General features: G+C 37.0%; 21 protein-coding genes and 1 tRNA gene. 17 read left to right on the forward strand and 5 right to left on the reverse strand.

The features are described from left to right. The first annotated feature begins 62 nt into the window (after positions 1–62). The 16 genes from G7050_RS13520 to G7050_RS13595 all read left to right on the forward strand — a co-directional run bounded on the left by G7050_RS13520 (position 63) and on the right by G7050_RS13595 (position 19,072). A complete protein-coding gene (locus G7050_RS13520; protein WP_166116318.1) occupies positions 63–1,571 on the forward strand; it encodes an NAD(P)H-hydrate dehydratase in 1,509 nt (502 codons plus the stop codon). A 173-nt stretch (positions 1,572–1,744) separates the two neighbouring features. After that, a tRNA-Glu gene (locus tag G7050_RS13525) sits at positions 1,745–1,816 on the forward strand. A gap of 42 nt (positions 1,817–1,858) precedes the next feature. After that, positions 1,859–2,110 carry a 30S ribosomal protein S20 gene (gene rpsT / locus G7050_RS13530; RefSeq protein ID WP_166116320.1) on the forward strand — a complete coding sequence of 84 codons (252 nt, stop codon included), beginning with the start codon at positions 1,859–1,861 and terminating at the stop codon, positions 2,108–2,110. Positions 2,111–2,344: 234 nt separating this feature from the next. Beyond that, on the forward strand, positions 2,345–2,563 hold the full coding sequence (locus G7050_RS13535; RefSeq protein WP_166116322.1) for a hypothetical protein: 219 nt from the start codon (positions 2,345–2,347) through the stop codon (positions 2,561–2,563). Positions 2,564–2,796: 233 nt separating this feature from the next. Further along, the gene (gene gyrB / locus G7050_RS13540) at positions 2,797–4,755 is read left to right on the forward strand and encodes a DNA topoisomerase (ATP-hydrolyzing) subunit B (protein ID WP_166116324.1); all 1,959 of its coding nucleotides are present in this window, start codon (positions 2,797–2,799) and stop codon (positions 4,753–4,755) included. 139 nt (positions 4,756–4,894) lie between these two features. Beyond that, positions 4,895–5,803, forward strand: coding sequence for an LD-carboxypeptidase (locus G7050_RS13545; RefSeq protein WP_166116327.1), 909 nt, complete (start codon positions 4,895–4,897; stop codon positions 5,801–5,803). After that, a complete protein-coding gene (locus G7050_RS13550) occupies positions 5,800–7,299 on the forward strand; it encodes a potassium/proton antiporter (protein WP_166116329.1) in 1,500 nt (499 codons plus the stop codon). Before G7050_RS13545 ends, G7050_RS13550 begins: the two co-directional genes overlap by 4 nt. 152 nt (positions 7,300–7,451) lie before the next feature. Beyond that, positions 7,452–8,447 (forward strand): M28 family peptidase, encoded by a 996-nt coding sequence (locus G7050_RS13555; protein WP_166116331.1) that lies wholly within the window; start codon positions 7,452–7,454, stop codon positions 8,445–8,447. A 47-nt stretch (positions 8,448–8,494) separates the two neighbouring features. Next, the gene (locus tag G7050_RS13560) at positions 8,495–8,926 is read left to right on the forward strand and encodes a SufE family protein (protein WP_166116333.1); all 432 of its coding nucleotides are present in this window, start codon (positions 8,495–8,497) and stop codon (positions 8,924–8,926) included. 6 nt (positions 8,927–8,932) lie between these two features. Next, the gene (locus tag G7050_RS13565) at positions 8,933–9,328 is read left to right on the forward strand and encodes a rhodanese-like domain-containing protein (protein ID WP_166116335.1); all 396 of its coding nucleotides are present in this window, start codon (positions 8,933–8,935) and stop codon (positions 9,326–9,328) included. A 175-nt stretch (positions 9,329–9,503) separates the two neighbouring features. Beyond that, the gene (locus G7050_RS13570; RefSeq protein WP_166116337.1) at positions 9,504–12,044 is read left to right on the forward strand and encodes a S9 family peptidase; all 2,541 of its coding nucleotides are present in this window, start codon (positions 9,504–9,506) and stop codon (positions 12,042–12,044) included. Positions 12,045–12,123: 79 nt separating this feature from the next. Further along, positions 12,124–13,434 carry a pitrilysin family protein gene (locus G7050_RS13575; protein ID WP_166116339.1) on the forward strand — a complete coding sequence of 437 codons (1,311 nt, stop codon included), beginning with the start codon at positions 12,124–12,126 and terminating at the stop codon, positions 13,432–13,434. A 29-nt stretch (positions 13,435–13,463) separates the two neighbouring features. Beyond that, positions 13,464–15,509: a pitrilysin family protein gene (locus G7050_RS13580; RefSeq protein WP_166116341.1), complete on the forward strand. Its 2,046-nt coding sequence runs from the start codon at positions 13,464–13,466 to the stop codon at positions 15,507–15,509. Between the two features lie 115 nt (positions 15,510–15,624). Then, positions 15,625–17,640 carry an AAA family ATPase gene (locus G7050_RS13585; RefSeq protein ID WP_166116343.1) on the forward strand — a complete coding sequence of 672 codons (2,016 nt, stop codon included), beginning with the start codon at positions 15,625–15,627 and terminating at the stop codon, positions 17,638–17,640. 119 nt (positions 17,641–17,759) lie between these two features. Beyond that, positions 17,760–18,185 carry a GNAT family N-acetyltransferase gene (locus tag G7050_RS13590; RefSeq protein ID WP_166116345.1) on the forward strand — a complete coding sequence of 142 codons (426 nt, stop codon included), beginning with the start codon at positions 17,760–17,762 and terminating at the stop codon, positions 18,183–18,185. Between the two features lie 104 nt (positions 18,186–18,289). Further along, the gene (locus G7050_RS13595) at positions 18,290–19,072 is read left to right on the forward strand and encodes an NUDIX domain-containing protein (protein ID WP_166116348.1); all 783 of its coding nucleotides are present in this window, start codon (positions 18,290–18,292) and stop codon (positions 19,070–19,072) included. A 68-nt stretch (positions 19,073–19,140) separates the two neighbouring features. On the opposite strand, the gene G7050_RS13600 is transcribed toward G7050_RS13595, so the two are convergent. Continuing rightward, a complete protein-coding gene (locus G7050_RS13600) occupies positions 19,141–20,598 on the reverse strand; it encodes a sodium:solute symporter (RefSeq protein WP_166116350.1) in 1,458 nt (485 codons plus the stop codon). Between the two features lie 42 nt (positions 20,599–20,640). Further along, complete coding sequence (locus G7050_RS13605) at positions 20,641–21,270, reverse strand: HAD family hydrolase (protein WP_166116352.1); 630 nt, start codon at positions 21,268–21,270, stop codon at positions 20,641–20,643. Between the two features lie 256 nt (positions 21,271–21,526). On the opposite strand from G7050_RS13605, the gene G7050_RS13610 reads away from it, so the two are divergent. Next, a complete protein-coding gene (locus G7050_RS13610) occupies positions 21,527–22,408 on the forward strand; it encodes a helix-turn-helix transcriptional regulator (protein WP_166116354.1) in 882 nt (293 codons plus the stop codon). Here the strand turns inward: G7050_RS13610 and purU are convergent. Genes purU through G7050_RS13625 form a run of 3 tightly spaced genes read right to left on the reverse strand, consistent with a single transcriptional unit; the run spans position 22,403 to position 26,211 of the window. Continuing rightward, positions 22,403–23,263 (reverse strand): formyltetrahydrofolate deformylase, encoded by an 861-nt coding sequence (gene purU / locus G7050_RS13615; RefSeq protein ID WP_166116356.1) that lies wholly within the window; start codon positions 23,261–23,263, stop codon positions 22,403–22,405. The two genes, G7050_RS13610 and purU, sit on opposite strands and share 6 nt — an antisense overlap. A 40-nt stretch (positions 23,264–23,303) precedes the next feature. Continuing rightward, positions 23,304–24,362, reverse strand: coding sequence for a hypothetical protein (locus G7050_RS13620; RefSeq protein ID WP_166116359.1), 1,059 nt, complete (start codon positions 24,360–24,362; stop codon positions 23,304–23,306). Beyond that, on the reverse strand, positions 24,355–26,211 hold the full coding sequence (locus G7050_RS13625) for a DNA topoisomerase IV subunit B (protein WP_166116361.1): 1,857 nt from the start codon (positions 26,209–26,211) through the stop codon (positions 24,355–24,357). The genes G7050_RS13620 and G7050_RS13625 overlap by 8 nt, the downstream gene beginning before the upstream one ends. Between the last annotated feature and the right edge of the window lie 42 nt (positions 26,212–26,253).

The following is a 26,253-nucleotide window of genomic DNA, read 5'->3' on the forward strand; positions in this document are numbered from 1 at the left end:
AATAAGGTGTGAAATAGATTGGAATACTTTAATCGGTTTTGATCTTTTATAAAAACGTAGTTATGGTAAAGATTTTTGATGTAGCTCAGATAAAGAAAATAGATGGATGTACCGTTGTTAATCAGGGAGTCACATCTGTTGATCTGATGGAAAGAGCTTCGCTTGCAGTTTCAGAAAAACTTATTCGTGTTTTAGATATCAATCAGCCTGTTCTTGTTTTTGCAGGAATGGGTAATAACGGAGGCGATGCTCTTGCCGTAGCTCGTATATTGTTGTCTAAGCATTATAAGCTGGATGTATATATAGTTGCTCCTGATGATCGATTTTCAGACGATTGCCGTGAAAATAAGGAGCGTTTGGAACGTTTGACAAATGTTTCCATTATAAAAGAAAAGAAAGATATCCCTCATATATATCCTGATTGTATTGTAATTGACGGATTGTTTGGTTCGGGATTGAACCGTCCCTTGGATGGGGTGTTTTTGAATGTTGTTGAGGCGATAAATTCGTCTAATAACAAAGTGTATTCTATTGATATGCCATCGGGGTTGTTTGTTGAGGATAATCTTAATAATAACCAAGAGGGTATTATTCGAGCCGAAAAAGTTTTTACTTTCCAATTTCCCAAATTATCATTGCTTTTGCCCGATAGCGGCGATTATTGTAAAAAAATGATCGTTCTTGATATTGGCTTGTGCGATAAGTGTATCAACGAAGAGCATACCGATCTGTATTTTACAGAAAAAGCAGATGTGGCAACATTACCATTGTCAAGAGGAGCTTTTTCGCATAAAGGTACTTATGGAAAGGCTCTGATAATTGCCGGTTCGTATGGTAAAATAGGAGCGGCAGTTTTGTCAGCTCGTGCCTGTTTGAGAACGGGAGTGGGGCTTCTTACCATGCATGTGCCTCGTTGTGGAGTCGATATATTGCAGACTGCTGTTCCCGAAGCGATGGTTGATGCCGATGAGTTTTCGGAAAATGTAAGTAAGGTAGAGTTGGATGTTAATTCGTTTACAGTAGGTATCGGACCCGGTATTGGAACCGGAGATAAGGCAAAATATTTATTGCACGATTTGTTTGATCGCTATCATAAACCGATGGTAATTGATGCCGATGCGCTTAATTTAATAGCAGAGGATGATGTGCTCCGCAGTAAAATACCCCCTAAAAGTATTTTAACGCCACATCCTGTCGAATTTGATCGACTATCAGGTGCTGTTTCCAAAAATGGTTACGAACGGCTCAAAAGGGCTCGTGATTTTGCTAGGAGCCATGATGTTTATATTATACTAAAGGGTGCATGCACTGCTGTTGTTACTCCGGAGGGAAAAGTATTCTTTAACTCCACGGGAAATCCGGGGATGGCGACAGGTGGAAGCGGTGATGTTTTAACGGGAATGATCACTTCTTTGTTGGCACAAGGATATTTTCCGCAAAATGCAGCGATTTTGGGAGTATATCTACACGGTTTATCCGGGGATTTAGCTGCAAAATCAAAATCTCAACAAGGAATGTTGCCCACCGATATGATCGAATATATCGGAAAAGCATATCGAGCTTTGAAATAATGAAAAAAAGTTGTATTTTTATATTCCTGATTTCTAATTTTTTAGATCAGAATGCTTATTTTTTTTGAAAAAAAGTGTTGGGAATGTTTGCAGGAATAGAAATATCCACTACCTTTGCATCCGCAATCGAGAGATAAGCAACGCTTGAAAAGTCAAGCATTAACTCGAAAATTGGTCCATTCGTCTATCGGTTAGGACGCCAGGTTTTCATCCTGGAAAGAGGGGTTCGACTCCCCTATGGACTACAAGTAATTAAGAAACAAACAAAATAACAGAGATTAGTCATTATGGCAAATCATAAATCATCGATAAAAAGAATACGTCAAACAGATGTGAAGCGTTTACGCAATAGATATGTTGCTAAAACGGCTCGTAACTCAGTTAAAAAGCTTCGTGCTTTGACTGATAAAGAGGAAGCTCAAAAGTTGTATCCATCTGTATCTTCAATGTTAGATAAATTAGCTAAAAAGAATGTTATTCATAAGAATAAAGCTGCTAACTTGAAATCAAAACTTGCTCATCACGTGAATTCTTTATAAGAAATCACTCAAGAAATAATATGAAAGGTTGAACTGAAAAGTTCAACCTTTCTTGTATTTGGGTGGTTTCTATTCACTTTTTTGTTAAAATCTTTTATGATGGATGGTTTGTGGAGGTGAAAGTATTAATTAAGACTAATAAGGATGCTGTTTCGAACAGTTTTCTGTGATATCTGTTATATTTGTGTCTTTCTAATGTTTAGAAAAGAATAACACAATAAATTGTTTTGAATTATGAGAAAAATAGCATTGTCACTAGTTATGTCTTGTGCTTTATTAGCATCAACAGCAGTTATGGCTCAGGATGCAAAACCTGCAAAAGCAGAAAAAGCTAAAACTGAAACTAAATCATGTTGCTCAAAAGGCACAGATAAAAAAGCCGCTTGCACATCGAAAGGTGAGACAAAGAGTGATGCGAAAAAATCTGCTCCTGCAAAAGCAGAAAAGAAGTAAGCAGGAAATAAATTCAGATCTTTATCTGATGGATGCGCTAGTAGTCATTTCGTTGATTATTAGCGTATTCTTTTATATAGATACGTCTGTTTTTCCTTCTCCCTGTTTTGAAATTATGATATGTAAATTTGCTTGTTTGTACGGGTAATTTTTCGTATATTTGTTTGCTTTTTTAAGGAGGTTTGTGCACCATTGCTTGAAATAACTTGAAGATGCACGCTAAATGAAATAAAATGACAGATAACGAAAAAAATCTAGCAAGCGGCTCGTATTCCGCCGACAATATTCAAGTATTAGAAGGTCTTGAAGCTGTTAGAAAGAGACCCGCCATGTATATTGGTGATATAGGTGAAAAAGGTTTACATCACTTGGTTTATGAAGTCGTCGATAACTCTATTGATGAGGCTTTAGCTGGCTATTGTAATGATATTAGAGTAACTATCCTGGAAGATAATTCTATCTCCGTATGGGATAACGGGCGTGGTATTCCTGTGGGAATCATGGAAAAGGAGCAGAAATCGGCTCTAGAGGTAGTTTTAACCGTTCTTCATGCCGGAGGTAAATTCGACAAAGGAACTTATAAAGTTTCCGGAGGTCTTCACGGAGTAGGGGTATCTTGTGTGAATGCACTTTCTACTTATCTGAAAGCCGAAGTACGAAGAGAAGGCAAAATACATATGCTCGATTTTTCGTGCGGAAAACCACTGCATGAGATTCAAATATTAGGAGACTCAACAGAAACAGGTACAACCATTACATTTACACCCGACAGCAGTATATTTATAACTACAGAATATAAATACGATACTCTGGCTTCTCGTTTACGTGAACTTTCGTTCCTGAATGCGGGTATTAAGTTGTCATTGACTGACCTGAGACATAAAAAAGACGATGGTTCTTACAAGTCGGATACTTTCTTTTCAGAAAAAGGTCTTGAAGAATTCGTTAGATATATAGATGCAGCTAAGGAGGCTCTGATTGAGGATGTTATACATATAAATACCGAAAAACAAGGGGTTCCTGTAGAAGTTGCCATAACATATAATACATCTTATAATGAGAATGTATATTCGTATGTAAATAATATCCATACAATAGAAGGTGGTACTCACTTAACCGGTTTCCGCAGAGGATTGTCGCGTACTTTGAAGAAGTATGCCGATGATATGAAGATGTTGGATAAAGTGAAAGTGGACATCAGTGGTGATGACTTCCGTGAGGGGTTAACTGCTGTTGTATCTATTAAGGTTGCTGAACCTCAGTTTGAAGGACAGACCAAAACTAAATTGGGTAACAATGAGGTGATGGGGGCTGTAGATCAGGCAGTAGGTGAGGCCTTAGGTTATTATCTGGAAGAACATCCGAAAGAAGCCAAAATAATTGTAGAAAAAGTAATTCTTGCCGCTACAGCTCGTTATGCAGCTCGTAAAGCTCGTGAGATGGTACAACGCAAATCGCCGCTTACAGGTGGAGGATTGCCCGGTAAATTGGCTGACTGTTCGAGTAAAGATCCTGTTGCTTGTGAAATATTCCTTGTCGAAGGGGATTCTGCGGGTGGTACGGCAAAACAAGGTCGCGACCGTGGTTTTCAGGCTATTTTACCATTGAGAGGTAAAATTCTGAATGTAGAGAAAGCGATGCAACACAAAGTGCTCGAGAGTGAAGAAATTAGAAATATATATACAGCTCTTGGAGTTTCTATTGGTACCGATGATGATACTAAAGAATTGAATTTAGCAAAACTTCGTTATCATAAGGTGGTTATCATGACCGATGCCGATGTTGACGGTAGTCACATTGCAACTTTGATTCTTACTTTTTTCTTCCGTCATATGAGACCCCTTATTGAGCTGGGATACATCTATATTGCTACGCCTCCTCTTTATTTATGTAAAAAAGGTAAAGTTGAAGAGTACTGTTGGGATGAAAGACAACGTCAGGCATTTATCGATAAATATGGCGAAGGAAATGAAAGCGCTGTTCATACTCAACGATACAAAGGTCTTGGAGAGATGAATGCTTCTCAGTTATGGGATACAACCATGAATCCTGAGCATAGAACACTTCGTCAGGTAACCATTGAGAATGGAGCAGAAGCCGACCATATTTTCTCTATGTTGATGGGTGAAGAAGTTGCTCCGCGACGTGAGTTTATTGAGGAAAATGCAACCTATGCAAAAATAGATGCATAAATTAAACCTTTTATATTGAAGAGGGATACAATAATTTATTGTATCCCTTTTTTTATATATTTCCGAATCATAAAAAGATCGCTTTTCTATTCGTTTTTCTTAATAATTACTACATTTGTTTGAACGCAAATGATTCACGATGAATAAAACGATATATCCTCCTAACTTAAACAGTGGGGATAAAGCTATAATAATATCACCTTCGGGAAATATAGATCTCCAATATATAAACGGTGCGTGCCAAGTATTACAAAATTGGGGACTGGTAGTAGAGATTGCTACTCACGCCGAAGGACAATATGGTAGGTTTGGTGGTACGGTAGATCAACGAATTACCGATTTACAACAGGCAATGGACGATCCTGATGTGAGATTAATATTTTGTTCAAGGGGGGGCTATGGTATTGTCCATTTATTAGACAAACTAAACTTCGAGGGAATAAAAAAGTATCCTAAATGGATTGTTGGTTATAGCGATATTACAGCCCTACACTTGGCTTTACTGCAGGACGGAATTGTTTCGTTACATGCACCAATGGCTCGTCATCTCACCGAAGATAGTCTCGATATAGCTAGTTCTTACCTGAAAGATTGCTTGTTTATAGATATGCCGGAATATTCACTTGATTCGCACTCTTTAAATAGAGAGGGTTTGGTGAGAGGAAAACTGTTTGGTGGGAATCTGGCGGTTTTAAGTGGATTAATAGGAACTCCTTATATGGTTGTTCCCGAAAATGGGATCTTGTTTATCGAAGACATTGGTGAATCTCCTTATAAGATAGACCGCATGATGTGGCAATTGAAATTATCTGGAATACTCAGCCATATATCAGCTTTAATTGTTGGTCAATTTACCGATTGTCGGGAAGATCCATTAATGGGTTCAACAATTTATGAATCGATCAGAGATATAGTTAAAGACTATAATTATCCTTTAGTCTTTAACTTTCCAGTGGGACATGTCATAGAAAACTACTCTCTTTTGCATGGTGCTACTGTTGAGCTTGAAGTCAGTGAAAATAATGTCAAAATGAAAAACAGCAGATGATGTTAGAGACTATTTTATTGATATTGTCGATACTACTTTTTATCAGTATAGTAGTTGGTCGAATCGGGGGACGTTTAGGTATTCCGGTATTGGTTTTATTTTTGGCCGTTGGAATGATTTTCGGGTCAAATGGCGTGGGTATTATATTTAATGATCTCAGGCTTGCCGAAGGTATCGGTACGTTAGCTCTTTGTATTATTCTGTTTTCAGGTGGTTTAAATACCAAATTTAGTGAAATAAAGCCTATCATCAAGCAGAGTGTGATGCTAGCAACAATGGGGGTTATACTAACTGCTACTTTTACCGGATTATTCACATGGTGGTTATGTGGCGAGTTATTGCCTTCGTTGGGTATTTCTTTACTGACAGCTGTTTTATTGGCGTCGGTAATGTCTTCTACCGACTCTGCTGCGGTTTTTGCAATACTTGGATCTAAAAATGTACAGTTGAAGAACCATCTACGACCCATGCTCGAATTTGAGAGTGGTAGTAACGATCCGATGGCGTATATGCTTACCATTACCCTTATCGGTTTGATAAAGGCGGGAGGCGAACCTAATATCCCGATGATAATTTTGTCGATTGTGATGCAGATAATTGTTGGCACTACAATTGGTTACTTTGTTGGACGGTTTGCTGTATATGTATTAAATAGGATAAAGATAGGCAATGAGGTATATTACCCTATTATAGTGTTGACGTTTTGTATATTCATTTTTTCTTTTACTCATTTTGTGAATGGTAATGGATATTTGGCTGTATATATTGGAGGATTGATAATCGGTAACTCTAAATTTGTAACTAAGCGTACTACATTTAAGTTGTTTGATGCAATTTCGTGGCTGAGCCAGATACTTATGTTCTTAACTTTAGGTTTGCTCGTGAACCCGATAGAATTATTGCCAGTTGCGGTTCCTGCTCTTCTTATCGGTTTGTTTATGATTTTTATAGCACGTCCTTTGAGTGTATTTATTAGTTTATTGCCTTTTCGAAAGATGGGTTATAAGGATAAAGCCTTTATTTCATGGGTTGGACTACGGGGGGCTGTTCCCATTATTTTTGCCATATTTCCACTTACGGCAGGGGTTCCTCATGCTCAATTTATATTTAATATCGTATTTTTTATAACATTGTTATCTATTTTATTACAGGGAACTTTTCTTACTCAGGTTGCTAAATGGTTGGGCTTGCTGGGACCTTCTAAGGTTCATCGTCGACACGATGATTTCGATATGGAGTTACCTGAAGAAATCGGATCCTTTTCTACCGAAATAGTAGTTACCGAACATGCTGTTAAAGATGGAAATAAATTGATGGATATGCCTTTGCCGGATGATGCTCTGGTCGTAATGGTAAAACGGAATGATAAATACTTTGTACCTAAAGGAAAAACCGAACTTCATGTGGGGGATAAGCTTTTGATAATGGTAAATAACGAAGAAACATTATCGCAAACTTATCATAGTATGGGGTTGGCAAGTTCATTCCCTAAATAAATGAACCGTCAAATAATTAGCATTACTTGATTAATGCATATCTTTGTAATAAGAAAACGAAAGTATTTAATAAACTATTTTTGGTTTATAACGCTATATAGTTGTTGTATTCCCTAAGTAATAAATAGGTCTGCGACCTGAAATTAATGAACATGACTTTTAAATATACTGCTTTAGCCTGTTTTATGATGGGTTTATTAGCTTGTTCGTGTGGACAGAAAACCGTAAATAATACGTCGTCTGTGGCACAAGATTATAAGCAAGTTTCACCCGATTTCAATTCGGACAGTGCATATCATTTTGTAGATAAACAAGTGGCTTTCGGACCTCGTGTACCTAACTCTGAGGCTCATAAAGCTTGTGGTGATTATCTGGTAGCAGAACTCGAACGTTTTGGAGCAACAGTTACTCAGCAGAAAGCTGATCTGAAAGCCTTTGATGGAACTATATTACATGCACGCAATATAATCGGAGCATTTAATCCTGAAAAGGCAGACCGCATATTGTTATTTGCACATTGGGATACACGCCCTTTTTCGGATAAAGATCCGGATGAAAAAAACTATCACACTCCGGTACAAGGAGCTAATGATGGAGCAAGCGGAGTAGGGGTATTACTTGAAGTTGCCCGTATATTACAAGAAAAAGCACCCGATTTAGGTGTCGATATTATTTTCTTTGATGCCGAGGATTATGGTACTCCAACTTTTGTTCATGACATTCCTTCGGGAGAAGGATGGTGCTTAGGTTCAGAATATTGGTCTAAAAATCCTCATGTCCCCGGATATAAAGCACGTTTTGGTATTTTACTCGATATGGTGGGTGCTCCTGATGCTACATTTTATAAGGAAGCAATATCAAGACAATATGCTCAAGGTATAGTTGAAAAGGTATGGGGTACAGCTCGTGACTTGGGGTATGGGAAATATTTTATAGATAAAAATGTTGGAGGTATAACAGATGACCACGTACCTGTAAACGAAAATAGAGGTATACCCAGTGTTGATATTATTCATTTAGATTTAAATACCGATTCGAATTTCGGATGGTATCATCACACCACAAAGGATGATATGAATAATGTAAGTAAAGAAACACTTAAGGCTGTAGGACAAACGGTTTTGGAAGTAGTTTATAAAGAAAAATAAATTTGTTGCCTTACAAGGCAGTAATAAATATATATAGATAATAGAAAATGAGTCAGCTAAAAATAAACGATATACAGGACGAAATAATAGAAGAATTTTCAATATTTGAGGATTGGATGGATAAATATGCTTATCTGATCGAATTGGGGAATTCATTAGAACCATTAAATGAGAAATATAAAGTAGAATCGAATCTGATAGAAGGATGCCAAAGCCGTGTATGGCTACAAGCCGATTACGAAGATGGTATTATTACATTTAAGGCCGAAAGTGATGCCGTAATTGTAAAAGGTATTATAGCTTTGTTGATACGAGTATTAACAAACCATACCCCCGACGAAATAATAAATGCCGATCTGTATTTTATTAATAAAATAGGTTTGAATGAACATCTTTCACCAACCCGTTCGAATGGATTGGTTTCGATGGTGAAGCAGATGCGATTTTATGCGATGGCATTTAAAGCAAAAAACTCTTAAATACATATGTTCAGAATAGGTTTCTTGGTTGTAATAGTTTTTCTGGTGAATGGAATACTTTATTCATGTAACCAGATAAAAAAGGAATCAGAATTGCCCCGATTGATAAAAGAAGGAGCGGTACTGATTGATGTTCGCACGAATGAAGAATTTTCAGAAGGAAGTGTGAACGGAGCTATAAATATACCGGTGCATCTTTTACAGTATAATATTGAAAAACTGCCAACTGATAAACACATTATTGTTTTTTGCAAAAGTGGAAACCGTGCCGGAAAAGCGAAGAAAATACTTGAAGAGAATAGCATTACAGATGTGACTAACGGAGGTTCGTGGCAAAATGTCCAAAAAGCTTTGGATAAAACTGAGTCTGAAATGGAACCCGAGAAAGAAATTGTGAAATAAGCTTATTTAGCTTCAATAAAAATGAAAAAGTAAGAGGATGTAGAAATATATCCTCTTACTTTTTTTGTTTTTTTTCTTTTCGAACAAGTTGTTTTATTACCTTTATTACCTTATAGATAGTGTTGAGTATTTACACTCGCCAAAGTAATAATGAGATATAAGCCCTAAAGTATTTATGACAAAGCCCAAATTTTATTTAATTCTATGTTGTGCACTTATTTGCCAGACTATGTTGGCACAACAAACTATTACTTTGAAAAAATTGTATTCGACAGGTCGGTTTTACGATGTCGAAAATCCTGTAATGATTGATTCTGTAAATCTGAAAGGGAATAAATTCGATAATAAAGATATCCTCGAATCTTTTATCTCTTTTCCCGATCAAAAATCGTTTATAGAGGAGTTAAAACCCGACTTGTCTAATTATTTCTTTGTCAGTAAACCTCAAAAAGGAGCACGGTTTCATTTATTATCGTTTCGGTTGAATGCAGACAAGTATGCGAAAACCAATATACGAATTACAGCTCCAAGTATGTTTGAAGCATATATTAATGGAAATAAAGAAGCCTCTAAAACTTCTATCGAAGATACCTTGTTAAGCTCTAAGACAATAAAGTTAAACTTTTCTGCTACCCCAGGCACATATACTGTTCTGATTAAATATATGAGTCTGGCATCGAATAAAAGTCCAGAGGGAATAAAAGTAACCATTGAGCCCGAAGATAAAAAATCGACAGTAAATTACACTTTTGATAATGGAGGTAAAAGAAATATTACGATACAAGATATATTGGACGGTGAGCGTGTAACATCGACCTCAATTTCACCCAACGGACAGTATATTCTGCTAAATTATACTACAACTAAAAGTGATGGAAAAACCTTTTCTTCCAAAGAGCTTTTATATCTGAAAACAAATAAGCGTATAGCTTTGAGTACAGGTAATAAATATGAATGGATGCCTACTTCCAATAAGCTGTATTATACCGATAATGCGAGTGGTGAGGTTAAACTGATAGTTGTAGATCCTGAAACGATGGTAGAGCAAGTGATTGCCTCTAATATTCCGACCGGAGATTTTCAAATAGCACCTAACGAGCAATATTTAATTTATGCAGATCGTGAGGTTGCCGATACTCCCAAAGGTGATCTTATTTTATTGACTACACCCGAAAGCAGGCAGCCTAATAATCAGGATCGTTATTTCTTATCTCGTTATGATCTTTCAACAGGATTGAAACAGCGTTTGACATTCGGGAGACATTCAACCAATTTGAATGATATAAGTCAAGATTCTCGTTATCTGCTTTATTCGGTAACAGAATATACGCCAACAGTGCGTCCGTTTTTTCAAACATCCATGTATAGGCTCGAAGTGCAAACTTTAGCTGTTGATACATTATGGACTAATGAAGGGTTTGCCAATTCGGCATCTTTCTCGCCCGATGGAAATAGTATTCTTATAGTAGGTTCAGCAGAAGCTTTTAATGGAATCGGACAGAATATCAAAGAGGGGCAAACGGCAAACAGTTATAACAATCTGGCTTTTATTATGGACATCGCAAGCCGCAAAGTAGAAGCTTTGGGACGAGACTTTAAACCAAGTATCAACAAATCATATTGGAATGCTGTAGATGGTTTTATTTATTTCTCGGTAACCGATAAAGATTACGAGCGTATCTATAAATACGACCCGAAACAAAAACAATTCAGCTTAGTTCCATTGAATGAAGATGTAATTCGCTCGATTTCTTTTGCAAATAGTAATCCGGCTGCTGCCTATTTCGGAGTAAGTGCATCAAATTCGACACGTGCTTATGCTTTGGATCTGAAAAGTCAGCGTTCGACATTGGTTGCCGATCCGTATAAAGACCGATTAAACTCTTTGAATCTCGGGAAAGTCGAAGACTGGAGCTTTACAGCTTCCGATGGAACAACCATTGATGGTCGGTATTATTTACCGCCTAATTTCGATCCTGCCAAAAAATATCCGATGATTGTTTATTATTATGGCGGAACTATGCCAACGCCACGAACCATGGAGGCTCCTTATCCTTCGAATGTATATGCAGCTTTGGGATATGTAGTGTATGTACTTCAACCAAGCGGAACTACAGGGTACGGTCAAGAATTTGCTGCCCGTCATGTGAATGCATGGGGTAAACGTACGGCTGATGATATTATAGAAGGAACCAAAAAGTTTGTGGCAGAACATTCATTTGTGAATGGAAGTAAAATCGGATGTATAGGTGCTTCTTACGGTGGGTTTATGACCATGTACTTACAGACTCAAACCGACTTATTTGCAGCTGCCATATCTCATGCCGGAATAAGTTCTTTGGCAAGTTATTGGGGCGAAGGTTTTTGGGGATATACCTATAGTTCGGGAGCCAGTGCAAACAGTTATCCTTGGAATAATCCTGAGTTGTATGTGGGACAAAGTCCATTATTTCAGGCTGATAAAGTGAAAACACCGATTCTGTTATTGCATGGAACAGAGGATACTAACGTGCCTATTGGCGAAAGTATTCAAATGTATACAGCTCTCAAAATATTGGGAAAACCGGTTGAGTTTATTCAGGTAAAAGGCGAAAATCACGGAATAAGAGATTATAAAAAGCGTATCGAGTGGAATAACTCCATTTACGCTTGGTTTGCAAAATGGTTACAAGACGATTCGTCGTGGTGGAATAGTATGTATCCTAAGCAAGACTAATATCGAATTTTAAACAAGATTGTGTGATTATTATCGACAAATGTCGACTTATGATATTAATAATAGAAAAATAAAAAGCATGAAGAAGATTTTTATAGCATTCGGACTGTTTCTCATCTCGGGAGTGGCTGTTATGGCACAACATATCGAGTTTGAGGAATTTACTCTGGATAACGGATTACATGTTATTTTACAACAGGACAAATCGGCTCCTGTAGTTACAACATCAGTTATGTATCATGTAGGAGCAAAGGACGAAAACCCTGATCGTACAGGTTTTGCTCACTTTTTTGAGCATTTGTTGTTTGAAGGAACAGAAAATATTCCTCGCGGACAATGGGATAAAATTCTAGGAGCCAATGGTGGGCAAGGTAATGCAAATACGAATGATGACAGAACGTACTATTACGAAACCTTTCCTTCGAACAATCTGCAATTGGCTTTATGGATGGAGTCGGAACGTATGTATCATCCGGTGATCAATCAAATAGGTGTAGATACTCAACGCGAAGTCGTAAAAGAAGAAAAACGATTGAGAATAGATAATTCGCCTTATGGCGGAATATGGGAAGTTATTAAAAAGAATCTTTTCACAAAACATCCATACCGTTGGGCTCCAATCGGTTCGATGGAACATTTAAATGCAGCTACGTTAGATGAATTTAAAGCTTTCTTTAAGAAGTTCTATGTACCCAATAATGCTGTTCTGGTAGTAGCCGGAGATTTCGATACTAAACAAGCAAAAGAGTGGATTACCGAATATTTTGCAACCATCCCAAGAGGTGCAGATGTGGTGAAGAACCAATTTGTGGAAGACCCTATTGCAAAACAAATTAATGATACTTACGAAGATCCTAATATTCAGCTTCCGATGTTGTTGAATGCCTATCGTATGCCTTCGATGAAGGAACGTGATGCAAGGGTTTTGGATATGATATCGTCGGTTTTGAGTGGCGGAAAAAGTTCGAGATTATATAAAAGGCTCGTAGATAAAGACAAGCTGGCCTTAGAGGCAGGATCATTTAATATGGGAGAAGAAGATTACAGTGCCTATGTGGTTTATGCACTGCCGATGACAGGTAAAACATTATCAGAGATTCAGGTAGTTATAGATGAAGAGATTGCTAAAATACGTACAGAACTTATTTCGGAAAGAGAGTATCAAAAACTGCAAAACAAGTTTGAAAATGCTTATGTAAGTCAGAATGCAACAAGTGAAGGGGTCGCAAGCAGCCTTGCCGAATATTATTTATTATATGGCGATGTTAATTTGATAAATAGTGAAATAGATATCTACAGATCGATAACTAGAGAAGAAATCAGGGAGGTGGCTAATAAATATTTACAGCCAAACCAACGATTGGTTCTCGATTATCTTCCTAAAAAATAAAATTTCACACTACTTTAAATAAACAAAAAATGAAGAAAATATTATATATAGCTTTTGCATTTGTAATGTCTCTGTCTGTTCAGGCTCAGGTCGACAGATCGGTGCAACCCCAACCCGGACCGGCACCTAAAATAAATTTGGGAAAACCCCAGACTTTTACTTTACCTAACGGACTGAAAGTTTTGGTAGTTGAGAACCATAAGTTACCCAGAGTAACGTTTTCTTTATCGTTAGATAATCCGCCATCGCTCGAAGGAGACATAAAAGGAGTTGATAACCTGACTAGTTCATTGTTGGGTAATGGTACTTCTAAAATCAGCAAAGACGAGTATAATGAACAACTCGATTTCTTTGGAGCATCTATCGGTTTTAGTGTACACAGTATTGGAGGAACCACTTTATCGAAATATTTCCCGGAGGTGCTTTCTTTAGCATCAAAAGGAGCTCTTGATCCTTTGTTTACACAAGAGGAGTTAGAAAGCGAAAGAGCTAAATTATTGGATGTTATTAAAGTGGATGAGAAAAGTACCAGTGCAATTGCAGGCAGGGTTCAAGATGTTCTGCTGTATGGACGAAATCATCCCAAAGGAGAATATCTGACCGAAGAATCTATCAATAAGATTACAATGGCAGATATAAATAATTATTACCAAAAGTATTTTGTACCTGAAAATGCCTACCTGGTAATAGTGGGAGATGTGAAGTTTGATGAAGTGAAAAAATTGGTGACAGAGAATTTTTCGTCATGGAAAAAAGCTTCTGCACCTAAAAGTGTTTATAACGAACCTGTGAATCTTACAGAGACCAGAATTGGCTTTGTTGATGTGCCTAATGCAGTTCAGTCCGAAATATCGGTAAATAACATAGTCAATCTGAAAATGACTGATCCTGATTATTTTGCTGTTTTATTAGCCAATTATATTTTGGGTGGAGGTAGCGACGGTTATCTGTTTATGAACTTAAGAGAGGGACATGGCTGGACTTATGGGGCTTATTCCGGTATAGCAGCTGATAAATATACGACTGATTTTTCTGCTGCCGCTGCCGTTCGCAATGCTGTAACAGATAGTGCATTGGTCGAAATGTTGAAAGAAGTAAAAAGAATACGCACAACTCTTCCTTCGGCTAAAGAACTGGAATTGGCTAAGGCTAAGTATATTGGTAATTTTGTGATGACTGCCGAAAAACCTCAAACCGTTGCCGGTTTTGCTCTTCGTGAAAAAACACAATCGTTACCTGCCGATTTTTACGAAAACTACATCAAGAATATTGATGCTGTTACTTTAGAGCAAGTTCAGGCTGCTGCTAAGAAGTACTTTTCGGATGATGCAGCACGTATTGTTATAGCCGGTAAAGCTTCCGACGTATTACCCGGACTCGAAAGACTAGGTATTCCTATTGATTTCTTCGATAAGTATGGAAATCCGACTACTAAGCCCGAAACTAAAACGGTAGAAGCAGGTGTAACTGTACAGAATATATTAAATAAATATATAAATGCAATAGGGGGAGAAGCAGCACTAAAGGCTATAAAAACTCTTTCGACTACATCAACAGCAAGTATACAGGGACAGGAAATAACATTGCTGAAAAAAAATACTGCCGATGGAAAATCATTTCAACTGATAACCGGTATGGGAATGACTTTACTAAAGACTGCTTATAATGGTAAAACAGGATTTGTAGAAGTACAAGGACAGCGAAAAGACATGACAAGTGAAGAATTGGCTGACATGAAATATTCGGCTATTTTCCCTGAATTATTAATGATTAATTCGTCAACAATTCAATTAGCCGGAATAGATAATTTGAATGGTGTAGATGTCTATAAATTGGTTGATGGCGATAATGCATTTTATTACGATGTGAATACCGGTTTAAAAGTAGGCGAAGGAGTTAAAAAGGAAGTTGCTCCCGGTCAGCAAGTGGATCAATTAGGATTTTATAGTGATTATAGAGAGATATCGGGCGTGAAAATACCTTATTCTTCGACTATAAATGTAGGTATGGAAGTTGAGTTTAAAGTTATAGATGTAAAGGTCAATGAAGGCGTTGTAGATGCCGATTTCGAATGATTACACTATCGATGATATAAAGGTATGTGACCTTTATTAACAAAGAGAAGCCTTGAATTGGGATGCCGATTCAAGGCTTTTTTTGTATTTTTGTATTTAAGAAAAAAAGGAGATTTTGATACCAACAATAGATACATCCAATCCGGAATTTAAGAATGCACTCGATTTAATAACCCGCACCCGCCAATCTGTTTTCTTGACAGGTAAGGCCGGTACCGGAAAATCGACATTCTTAAAGCATTTGTGCGATATTACGAAAAAGAAATACGTAGTACTTGCACCAACAGGTATTGCAGCTATAAATGCCAATGGGTCAACCATTCACTCATTTTTTAAACTGCCATTTCGACCGATGTTGCTCGATGATCAGGATTTGAGTCTGGTAAACGGACGTATATTCGAATTCTTTAAATATAAAAAAGATCACAGAAAATTAATTCAGGAAGTTGAGCTTATCATCATAGATGAGATTTCGATGGTGCGTGCCGATATGATAGACTGTATCGATCGTATTCTTCGTGTATATTCGAACAATATGCGTACCCCTTTCGGTGGAAAACAATTGGTTTTTGTGGGGGATGTATTTCAGTTAGAGCCTGTAGTAACAAGCGATTCTAAAGATATACTGAGTCGGTTCTATCCGAATCCGTATTTCTTTTCAGCAAAAGTATTTTCGGAAGCTAAACTTGTTCCTATCGAGTTTACCAAGATATACAGGCAGACCGACCGTATTTTTATTTCTATTCTCGATAAAATAAGGACAGGTGTAGTAGGATCGGCAGAAATGCAGACTCTTAATACTCGGTTTCAACCCTCTTTTAATCCATCCGAAGATGAAATGTATATCACCTTAGCAACAAAGCGTGATAATGTCGATTACATCAATGAAAAGAAGATGGCTGAACTCGAAACTCCCGAATTTATCAGTAATGGTACAATTGATGGAGATTTTCCCGAATCGAGTCTTCCAACAGCCAGAAATCTTCTTTTGAAAGAGCATGCACAGGTAATGTTTATCCATAACGATCAGCAATGGCCTCGACGCTGGGTAAACGGATCATTGGGCGTAGTGTCTAACATTGATGAGATGGACAATGTATATGTGCTGCTTGAAGATGGAAAAGAAGTCTTGGTGGATCTTGAAACCTGGAGAAATTACCGTTACAAATACAATGAGGCTGAAAAGAAAATAGAGGAAGAAATTATAGGTACTTTTACTCAGTTACCCCTTAAGGCTGCTTGGGCAATCACTGTACATAAAAGTCAGGGTTTGACATTCAGCAGGGTTATTGTTGACTTCAATGGAGGTGTATTTGCAGGCGGTCAAGCCTATGTTGCTTTGAGCCGATGTACCTCTTTGGAAGGTATGGTTTTACGGAAAATGATTAGTAGATCGGATGTCTTTGTTCGACCCGAAATTATAGAATTCAGCCGTCAGTTCAATAATCAGCAATTGATCGAAAAAGCATTGAAAGAGTCCGATGCCGATTATCTGTATTCTAAAACGATAAAAGACTTTGATGAGGGTAACTTCGAAGATTGTATCGAAACGTTTTTTAAGGCCATACGTGCCCGTTATGATATTGAAAAGCCTTTGTCGAAACGTTTTATACGAAAGAAATTAAATGTAATAAATGAACTAGAACAGCAAAATAAGCTTTTAATCACTAAGATGCTGGAGCAACGCACGGCTCTTCATAAATATGCCGAAGAATACTATTTGCTGGGTAATGAATGTATTGTTTCCTATAAAGATACAAGAGCAGCATTGGCCAATTTTAATAAAGCATTAGATCTGGACCCCATGTATGTAGATGCATGGGTACGCAAAGGCGTAACTTTGTATGATATGAAGGATTATTACGAAGCCGATGTCTGTTTCAATAAAGCCGTAAGTCTTAGTCCTTTGTTATTTAAAGCATTATATAACAGAGGAAAAAACAGAATAGCAATGGAAGAGTATGAATTGGCTATTACGGACTTGGATCGTGCATCTGTCGTAAAACCTGATCATGCTCCATGTCATGAATATTTGGCTCAATGTTATGCCAATATAGGCAATGAAGAACTGGCTCAAAGACATCTGATGATTGCCCGAGAAATAAAAGGGATAGATGCTGACGATGATTAAGGTCTCAGTCCTTTTTTTAGCAAGTTCTCAGAATAGCAATTAGTTATGCTTCTTTAATCTATCATTAAATATTTTCGACTGCTTACTTTGGTGAATTTTGATCATAAAATATATACCTTATGGAATTAACATATCAAAAAGATTGTACTAACATAGATTGGGATAGGGTTCCCGAATTATTAAATAAAGTAGGGATGTCATCTGTGGATGCAGACAAGCATCGTATCTCATTCGAAAATAGTTATGCTGTAGTATTTGTTTTTGATGAGAAAAAAATGATTGGTTTGGGGCGGAGTATTTCTGATGGAGTACGACAAACAGCTTTATATGATATTGCCATTGATCCTACGTATCAAGGTCATGGGATTGGACGTAAAGTTGTTGATATCCTTCTAGATGCTACCCCTGATTGTAATTTTGTTTTATATGCGTCTCCAGGAAAAGAAGACTTTTATCGAAAGTTGGGATTTAAGAAAATGAAGACAGGAATGATGATCTTTGCAGACCCTAAAAGAATGGAAGATGGAGTTTTTGTTGATAAATAAGTTAATTTAATGATGAAAATGCTATCTTTGTAGATATAACACAATAGCATATTCTGATAAAATCAGAATAAATTATTAACTAGTAGACAAAAAACATATCAAAAATGACAAAGCGGTATTCAACAGCAGAAGTTCTTGCACAAGCTAATGATACTTTCTTGGACAGTGTTTCTGTCGACTGTGTGGTCTTGGCTTTTCATCAAGGAAATTTAAAAGTTTTACTCAATAAATTTAAGATAAGTGATAAATGGATGTTGCCTGGTGGCTTTATCCATATTGACGAGCATGTAGACGATGCAGCTGATCGTATCATAAGAGCGAGAGTTGGTCTTGATAATCTTTATTTAAAGCAATTTCATTTATTTGGAAATTGCGACAGAACTCGGAAGGAAGAGAACCTTAAGATGTTAGAGTCTTGGGGAGTAAGTCCTGATGATAATCATTGGTTTCTAAAGCGATTTGTATCGATGGGATACTATGCTTTGGTAGAATATGATAAGGTATCCATTAGTGTAGATGAATCAGTTGAAGAAGTCGGTTGGTACGATTTAAATGATCTGCCGCCTTTGTTTGCTGATCATAACCAGATTGTAGACAAAGCTATCAAAACAATGCGTATACAGGTTGGCATTATTCCTATAGGTTACGAGTTGTTACCTGAAAAGTTCACCATGCCTGAGCTTCGTTTAATTTATGAAGCAATATTAGGTCAGGAGTTAGACCGACGTAATTTTCAGCGTAAGATGTTATCAGTCGGTTTAATAAATAGACTCAACGAAAAGCGTAAGAATGGTGCTCATAAAGCTCCTTACTTGTATTCGTTCAATAAAGAAAAATACGAGGAAGCTAAAGATGGCGGAGTGCATTTAATGCCTTGGACGCATTAAGCAATAGATGATTTGTAAATTTTTATATTATATATGAAGCAGGTGTTATTTGATATAGCATCTGCTTTTTATTTGAACACAGATGATTCACTCTTTTTGCTGATGGCTAGTAGACCAATTACTGTGAGTAATCCATTCAACATAAGTATTTCATACCCTACCTTATAATTAAAGCAAGAGAAAAGCATTTCTTCCAGGAAATAGCATATAATAGGGGCTGTAATACATACAAACGGAGCATGTTTATCCCTGATATTTATCTTAGAAAATAAGCCCAAAGCAAACAAGCCTAAAAGGGGTCCATAAGTATACGAGGCTACTTTATAAATAGTATTCAGTACATTTTCCTGACCGATATGGTGGATAAAAAGAATCACAAGAACAAATACAATACTCATCCCGATATGAACCCTTTTACGGGTTGTATTAGCTTGTTTATCGTCTTTTTTATCTACTCCTAGTATATCGACACAAAAAGACGTTGTAAGCGATGTCAGAGCAGAATCGGCATTGGCAAACGAAGCTCCAATTATTCCAATAGTAAAAAAAATGAGGCAAGGTAATCCCAAATAATTACTAACCAAATAGGGTAGTATCTCATCCGAAACTTCGGGCAATGTTATTCCTTTTTGTGATGCAAATACTAATAAAAGAATACCCAATGCCAAAAAGAGAAGATTTATCGGAGTAAATAAAAACCCGTAAGTAAGCATGTTTTTTTGTGCATCTTTCAGGTTTTTGCAAGTCAGGTTCTTTTGCATATTATCCTGATCGAGTCCGGTCATTACAATAACTATAAATACACCACTGAAAAATTGCTTGAAAAAGTTCATCGGACTTTTCCACTCGAAATGGAATATCTTTGAATGAGGGTTATCAGCTACGGTTGTTACAACTTCTTTCAGATTAAAGTCTAATAGCGAAGATACCTGCCATATAATAAGTATAGCTGCTATGACAAAGCTAAGCGTTTGCAGCATATCGGTCCATACAATTGTTTTAATGCCACTTTTGCGGGTATATATCCATATAAATAAGATAATGCCGCTAACCGTAAGCCAAAAGGGAATATGCCATGCTTCAAAGACCAATGTCTGTAAAATAAGAGCTACAAGATAAAGTTTGGCAGCAGAACCTATGATGCGTGAAAGTATAAAAAATGAAGCTCCTGTTTTGTATGAATAATTGCCGAACCGTTGATCGAGGTAAGTATAAATCGAGGTAAGGTTGAGCTTATAATAGAGCGGTAAAAGAAGATAGGCAACGACGAGATATCCGAAAAAGAATCCGAATACCATTTGCATGTATGACATATTAAAAGCTCCAACCATTCCCGGAACCGAAACAAACGTAACGCCCGATACACTTGTTCCTATCATTCCGATAGCAACAATATACCAGGGCGATTTGCGGTTGGCAACAAAAAATGCATCATTATCGGAGCTTCCCCGGCTGATAAGAACCGATATCAGGTATAATATTCCGAAGTAAGCGGCAAATATGATTAAAATGGTTGTAGCTATCATAGCCTATTGGTAATAAAGAGATCTGAAGTCTTTATGATTAGATTACAGATTCATAAAATATTCGGTTAAATCTTTCATTGTGTCGAACTTATGAGCATAAGAATCTGTTTTTCCAAATCCCCAGGATACGAAGACAAAAGGAACATAAGCCAGATCAGATTGCTTTCTGTCCGAATCGGTGTCACCTATATACATCGGAGCCTTTAGATTATATCGGTCTATCAATGTTTTCATATTGATGTGTTTAGGCTGATGATTAGAGCCATATTCGATATAATCGCAGAAGTATGGTTTTGTTTCGGTATATACCATAAAGTCACGAATGCTTCCTTTCTGACAATTACTCAGCATAAATAATTTATATTTTCGCGATAATTGCTCAATACCTTCCAATACATCAGGATAAATATTACCACCCATTTTAGGTAGCAGTTCGTCTGTTTTGACGATAATATTTCGATATATTTGTTCGATAGTCTCTTCCGGTAATTGAGGAAAAATCTCCTTGTATATCTGTTTTGCTTCCATGCCCATATAGCCTTGGATGTCTTGTTTAGTAAGGGTTTTGTCTATTCCCATTTCCTTCAAAACCTGTGTCCAGCTATAAGCATAAGTATCTACGGCATCCCAAAGAGTACCGTCCATGTCAAAAATCAAACTATCGGGTTTCATCTAATATAAATATGTGGTTAGAATTAGGTTCAAAAGTACTCAACAAAAACGGATTGAACAAACATGATGCTTGTGGTATTAAATTTAACTTCACTAAAAAGAAGATGTCGGAAAATTTGAGTAAATTTGAAGAACAATACTATTTAGATAATGTCCAACTATTTCTCGCTTCATTTTTTTGATAGTTGATAGTTATTTTCATTATTACCAGAGTAATAAAAAAGGTCTGAGACCTTAACATTATATTCTTTAATTTATGGCTTTTCTGACTCCTGCATCTATTTTGTCCGAAATTGTTAGTGTAAATTATTTACTGATACCGGTTATCAACCGTTTCGGTATCAAATTAGGGTTGGAGGATAAATCGGTAAAAACCATCTGCACCGAATATAATCAGAATATTGACTTTTTTCTGACTATTCTGAATACTTATCTCAATGAAGACTATTTTCCTGAAAAAAAATTGCAGGAATTTGAAATTGATTTGGTGACCGATTATTTGAAACGAACTGATATGTATTATATGCATGGTCAGATTCCCAATATAGAAAAACACCTCAATGCTCTCATCGCTACGAGTGATCCCAATAATAAGCAATTGGAGCTTATCCGTAAATTGTTTTTTCGCTTTAAAGATGCATTAATCCACCGGATCAACAACGGTTTGTTGGATGATGATACTTCTCAGGCGTTATTATTGGATTTGAAGAACATTCTGATAAAACATATATCGGGTAGTTTCAATGAGAATCTTTGTTATGCAGTTGTATTTTCGGTTGATAGTTTGTTGAACGATCTAAGCAAGCACAACCGTATAAGAGAAAAGATCCTAAAGCCAATGATTGCCGAATTATCAGAGGCCGGTGTTGATGACTGGCAAAGCTTGATCGGTAAACCCAAAACAAATCTTCTCTTAGAAGAAGATTCTGCCATCTCGGTTCGTGAACTGGATGTCTTAAAACTTGTAGCATTAGGTTTACTCAACAAAGAAATAGCAGATCGCCTTAATATCAGCCTTAATACGGTTCTTTCTCACCGCAAAAATATTACAGCTAAATTAGGTATCAAAACAGTATCGGGGCTAATCTTCTACTGTATCAGCCACGGATATATTTCTGCTGATGAGATAGAGTTATGAGAATAATATAGTTTTATTCTTGTAAACTAACACTCTTCTGTTGATATGGTATTCGATACCATGCGACAATACAATTTTCTCTAAATCCTGTCCTTTACGCACCAAATCGGAGATGCTGTCGCGATGCGATATGCGTGTAATATCTTGTTCGATAATAGGACCTGCATCCAGTTCAGTTGTAACATAATGGCTTGTTGCACCTATAATTTTCACACCTCTTTCGTAAGCTGCATGATATGGCTTTGCTCCAACAAACGCTGGAAGAAATGAATGATGTATATTGATAATCCTGTTTGGGTATTCTTTGATGAATTCGTCTGTCAGAATTTGCATATAACGTGCCAAAACAATAAAATCGATGCCTTTTTCTTTGAGTAGAGCCTTTTGTTTGGCTTCCATCTCTTCTTTATTCTCTTTGGTGATTTTGATTACCTGATATTCTATCCCAAATTTCTCGGCAACCCAGCGTAAATCTTCGTGATTACTTATAATAAGCGGTATCTCAACGTTCCATTCGCCTGCAGTATAACGTGCCAGAATATCGAAAAGGCAATGTGACATTTTAGATACAAATACTGCCATTTTCGGTGTATAATCATTGAAATACAGTCTGAAAGTCATCTCAAACTTATTGGCATACATGGTCTGAAAATATTCTCCAATCTTATCTTTGGGAATCAAAAAATTCTCGATATCCCATTCGACCCGCATAAAGAAAATATCTTCTTGCTTATCTACATGTTGTTCGAGTTGAATGATATTTCCTCTGTTTACACAGATAAAATCAGTAACGGCAGCTACTAAACCCGGCTGATCGGGAGAATAAATCAGAATAATAGCACGAGAATCTTTCATTGTACGAATCGTATTTTATAGTAGATGAACTATTAAATTTTTAGTTGGAATCATTGCCACCGTAGAAATATAGGTCGGTAAATGTTTGACGATCTACCTTCTCCCTGTATTTTTCTACCCATTCTTCATAGAAATATTCCGTATATAAAACACCAGCTTCCATTGTATATTTTGCAAAAGGTTTGCCTAATACGGGGTGTTTTTTTAGACCAAATGTTTGAGAAGTTCCGTTATCAAATTTGCAATCCATATCGTTTGACCATATAAGGATTACCTCTTTGTTGTTGACAACTTGTGTCGGATAGAAATAGACGCACTGCCCGTGGTATTTAAAAGCGATTGTTTTTTCCGAAATAGCTATGTCTACCTCCTCGTTTGACCACGATCCGAAAATTGTATTCTTATTATCGTAATCAATTATATTATCATATTCTTGAGAATACGTTAGTATTTGTCCATTTTCGTCAAAAAGTTCAATCTTTACAATTTTCCACTTGCCTTGCTCCAGTTCGAGAGACACTCTGGCATTACGATCTTTCGAAATTACGGGTGCTACACCGAAGTCGGAGTATATAAATGCTACATCTACGTAAGCCGATAAACCATCGTTGTTTATGTGGGTTTGAATGGCTTTTACATCTTGATACGTGTCTTGGCTTGAGATCCAGTACAGGTACTCAAATTGAGGACAAAAGCCATTGAAGCCGTAAGCGTCGCCACTTTCATATACTTTATAGTGAACCGTCTTCACATAGTCTTCGCACATCGAATTTCTCTGTCTTTCCGATTCTATAAATTTCTCAGAAATGGTTCCTAGCTTTTTAAGTTCATTGAAGTATGGTTCGGAATCCAATTTGCACATACCCTTTTCATCCTCTATAATGCTTACTTCAAAAGGTATTGTAACATCATCGTTATTAATGGCACTCAAATACCATTTGTAAAACGATAAGCCAGCTTTCTCTACTTCTGAAATTTGGTCATTGTTGGATGTTGTCTTCGTCTGCTTTTCCGAGCCTGAAGGGTTTGCTTGTATTGTATTCTTATTGTTACACAATAAAAGCAAGAATACGATAGTGAACTGAATTGTTTTAATCATCTATCTGAACAAGATTGTCAATAATAAATACTTGTCGTTCAGGTGTGTTTTTACCCATATAGAAGTTGAGCATATCTTTTACCAAGTCTTCTTTCTTCATGGTCACTTTATCCAGGCGTATATCTTTTCCTATAAAATGTTGAAACTCATCAGGCGAAATTTCTCCCAATCCTTTAAATCGGGTAATTTCGGGATTAACACCTAGTTTATTGATCGCTGCGACACGCTCTTCTTCACTGTAACAATAGATCGTCTCTTTTTTGTTACGTACACGAAACAGAGGTGTTTGCAATATATATACATGATTTTTTTTCACCAGATCGGGGAAGAATTGCAAGAAAAAAGTAAGCAACAACAGGCGGATGTGCATACCATCGGTATCGGCATCGGTTGCTATAATTACCTTGTTGTATCTTAAACCATCCAAGCCATCTTCTATGTTGAGAGCGGCTTGCAGAAGGTTAAACTCTTCGTTTTCATATACAATCTTTTTGGTCAGTCCGAAACTGTTCAGAGGCTTACCTCTCAAACTGAATACTGCTTGTAGATTGGGGTTACGGCTTTTGGTGATAGATCCACTAGCTGAGTCTCCCTCAGTAATGAAGATAGACGATTCGTCTAAGTTATCACCTTTCGTATCATTGTAATGGATACGGCAGTCACGAAGTTTTTTATTGTGAAGGTTCGATTTTTTAGCACGTTCGCGAGCCAGCTTTGTAACTCCGGCAATTGCTTTACGTTCTTTCTCAGAATCGAGAATCTTCTTCAATAAAGTTTCGGAAGTTTCCGAATCTTTGTGCAGATAATTATCTAGCTCTTTTTTGATGAAGTCACCAATAAATTTCTGAACCGATGGACCATTGGGTCCCATATCCTTAGACCCTAATTTAGTCTTTGTTTGCGACTCAAAAACAGGTTCTTCGACTTTTATGCTGACTGCTGCAACTATACCGCTTCTGATGTCGGCATAGTCGAAGTTTTTTGCATAATATTCTTTGATAACACGTGAGACTGTCTCCCGGAAAGCCGATTGATGTGTTCCTCCCTGTGTTGTATGTTGTCCGTTGACAAACGAATAGTATTCTTCTCCGTACTGATTAGTGTGGGTTATTACAATTTCAATATCGGTATCCTTGAGATGTATGATAGGGTAGAGGGCTTCCGAAGTCATATTTTCATTCAGAAGATCTACTAAACCATTCTTCGATAAGAATTTCTTTCCGTTGTAAATTATTGTTAGCCCCGTATTTAGGTAAACATAGTTTTTGAGTAAGCTTTCGACATACTCATCTCTATATAGATATTCTCCGAATATGGTTGCATCGGGAATAAATTCGACCAGCGTACCATTATTTTGAGTTGTGGGTTCTATGGGAGTTTCTCCGGTAACTATCGCTTTGCTGTATTCGACAGAAACGGTTTGTTTTTCTCTAAATGCCTGTATCTTGAAATAAGATGATAAAGCATTTACAGCTTTTATACCGACACCATTAAGACCTACTGATTTTTTAAATGCTTTGGAGTCATATTTGGCACCTGTATTCATTTTAGATGACACGTCCTTTACTTTACCGAGAGGTACACCTCGACCGTGGTCACGTATAAATACTTCACCGTTTGCTATTGTTACTTCTATTGTTTTTCCAAACCCCATCATGTATTCGTCGATAGAGTTGTCAAGTACTTCTTTCAGAAGGACATATATTCCATCGTCGGGAGAAGTACCGTCGCCAAGTTTTCCGATATACATACCAGGGCGTCGACGTATATGCTCCTGCCAATCAAGAGTTTTAATGTCATCGTCAGAGTAATTTTCTTGAGGTAAATTGATGTCTAATTCTTCTTCCATAAATATTTGCGTATCTAAAATCAGCTTTCAAGCAAAGATAGT

Origin of the sequence: Dysgonomonas sp. HDW5A (assembly GCF_011299555.1) — a bacterium.
In the GTDB taxonomy this organism is placed as follows: Bacteria; Bacteroidota; Bacteroidia; order Bacteroidales; family Dysgonomonadaceae; genus Dysgonomonas_A.